The following is a 2,154-nucleotide window of genomic DNA, read 5'->3' as shown; positions in this document are numbered from 1 at the left end:
CCTTCGGCCTGGACGAGGATCCGCCGGGTGCCGTGGCCCGGATGGTGGGAGTCGTGGAGCGCAGCGGCCATCAGCACGGTGTGGAGTTCCCGGTCCAGATGACCATTGCCGTGGCCGACGGCGAACGCCTGTGGGCCTTCCGCTACTCGAGCCAGGGCGCTTCCCGGTCGTTGTTCTACAGCACCCGCGTGGACACGCTGAGAGAGCTGCACCCCGACCTGGGGTTCCTGCGGGAAGTGTCCGACGACACCCGTCTCATCGTGTCCGAGCCCCTCGGTGATCTGCCGGGTGCCTGGAACGAGGTGCCCGAGAGCAGCTACGGCGTCGTAGCTGCCGGAATGGACGAGATGCATCGCTTCGTCCCGGAACCGGCGTGACGCGTCAGCGGCTCAGGGCCTTTTGGTGATGGACTCCTTCGCACCTTTGCTTCTGTTGGCGCTCGTACCGCTGCGCTCCGGCTTCGCGGGCAGGCGCCTGCGCGCCGGTGCGGTCGGCCACTTGAACTCGATCTCCAGCTCGATCTCCCCCTCACCGATCTCGACCTCCATCTCGCTGCGAAGGTCGTCGGGGATCCGCAGGCTCAGCGTTCCGGGGCCGAGTTCCAGTTCGGCGTCCCCGCCCTCCCTCAGCGCGGCTGCGAGTGCCGTGAGCTGGTCGGCCGCCTCAAGGCGGGAAAGAGAGCGCTTCTGTTCGAACTTGAGGTCCTTCATGGGTGTCTCCGTTCCGGATACGGCACGCTCGGCCGGTCGGGCCACCTCCAATCTCGTCCTCTTGGCCTCACCGCGCATGTCGGGGGTGAACGGGCAGCGGTCCGGTGCGACGAGCGTCGTGGCGCAGAGGCTGGGATGCTGGTGGAGGAAGCGCCGCCCGTGACGTGACCCTGGCAGACAGGGGTAGTGAGCGACCGTGGCCGAGACCTACGAGAACGCCCGGGGAACGACCGTTCCGATCGTTCCGGCCGTACCGTACGCCGATCCCCAGGGAGACCCGTTCCTGCGCACCCGGTTCGCGCTCCCCGCGCGGCCGGCCACGTTCCTGCGGCGACAGCGGCTCGTCCAGCACCTCGATGAGGCTCTCGGGACGCCGTTGACACTGGTCAACGGCCCGGCCGGGGCCGGCAAAACCCTGCTGGCCGCCGACTGGTCCGCCGGACTGCGGCAGCCGGTCGCCTGGCTCACCGTCGAAGCGGGAGACCGGCGTCCGGGGGTGTTCTGGGCGTACGTCCTCCAGGCACTGCGCGCCTGCGGTGCGTCGGCATCCGACGCGGTCGGCGCCCCCGCGGACGCCTCCCGGGTGGACCGCAAGCTGCTGGCAGCGCTCGCCGCCGAGCTGAACGAACGTGACCGGCCCGTGGTGCTCGTGCTCGACGAGTACGACCGCATGACCGATCCGGAGGTCACGGAGCAGCTGGAGTTCGTCCTGCACCACGCCGGGCGTGGCCTGCACCTCGTCCTCGTCACCCGCACCGAACCGCTGCTGCCGCTGCACCGTTACCGGACGGCCGGTGAACTCACGGAGATCCGCGCCGCCGAGCTCGCGTTCACGTCCGAGGAGGCCGTCGCGCTGCTGGAGCTGCACGGTCTGAGCCTTCCGGTTCCTGCCGCGAGCGCCCTGGTGGACCGCACCCGGGGCTGGGCGGCGGGTTTGCGCCTGTCCGCCCTGGCCGCCCTGGAGAGCGCCGACCCGGAGCTCTACCTGAAGGAGTTCGAGGCGGACCGCAGTACGGTCGCGGACTTCCTGCTGTCCGAGGTCCTCAGGGGACAGCCGGAGGAGATCCAGGGCCTCCTGCTACGGGTCAGCGTCCTGGAGCGTTTCTCCCCCGAGCTGGCCAACGCACTGACCCTCCGCACCGATGCGGAGCCCATTCTCGCCGGGCTGCACCGCGACAACGCGTTCGTCGAGTATCTCGGGCACTCCTCGTACCAACTCCACCCGCTGTTCCGGGAGATACTCCGGGCCCATCTGCGCGTACGGCTGCCCGGCCTGGAGCCGGAGCTCCACCTGCGGGCCGCACGGTGGCTGCGTCGTTCCGGAATCCTGCCGGAGACACTCGCCCACGGCGCCGCGGCGGGCGACTGGGATCTCACCGCCGGCGCCCTCGTCGACGACCTGGCGATCGGGCAGCTCTTCACCGGCCTGCGCTCGGACGACCTG

At 70.1% G+C, this 2,154-nt stretch carries 2 protein-coding genes and 1 pseudogene; 2 read left to right on the top strand and 1 reads right to left on the bottom strand.

Annotation, left to right across the window (positions count from 1 at the left end):
* A pseudogene (locus JF597_RS54175) lies at positions 1-377 on the top strand (class II glutamine amidotransferase); the annotation flags it as partial.
* 12 nt (positions 378-389) lie between these two features.
* Here the strand turns inward: JF597_RS54175 and JF597_RS54170 are convergent.
* A complete protein-coding gene (locus JF597_RS54170; RefSeq protein WP_294014482.1) occupies positions 390-710 on the bottom strand; it encodes an amphi-Trp domain-containing protein in 321 nt (106 codons plus the stop codon).
* Positions 711-948: 238 nt separating this feature from the next.
* On the opposite strand from JF597_RS54170, the gene JF597_RS54165 reads away from it, so the two are divergent.
* Positions 949-2,154, top strand: a 1,206-nt coding sequence (locus JF597_RS54165; protein ID WP_294014484.1) for an AAA family ATPase, incomplete at its 3' end; no start/stop codon positions are given.

This window comes from Streptomyces sp. (genome assembly GCF_019510245.1).
Lineage (GTDB): Bacteria > Actinomycetota > Actinomycetes > Streptomycetales > Streptomycetaceae > Streptomyces.
The sequence above is the reverse complement of the archived record's forward strand: the minus strand, read 5'-3'. Positions and strand labels throughout refer to the sequence as shown.

Excerpts from the sequence above, each read along its gene's own strand:
- JF597_RS54170 (WP_294014482.1), bottom strand. The coding sequence starts at position 710 with ATGAAGGACCTCAAGTTCGAACAGAAGCGCTCTCTTTCCCGCCTTGAG.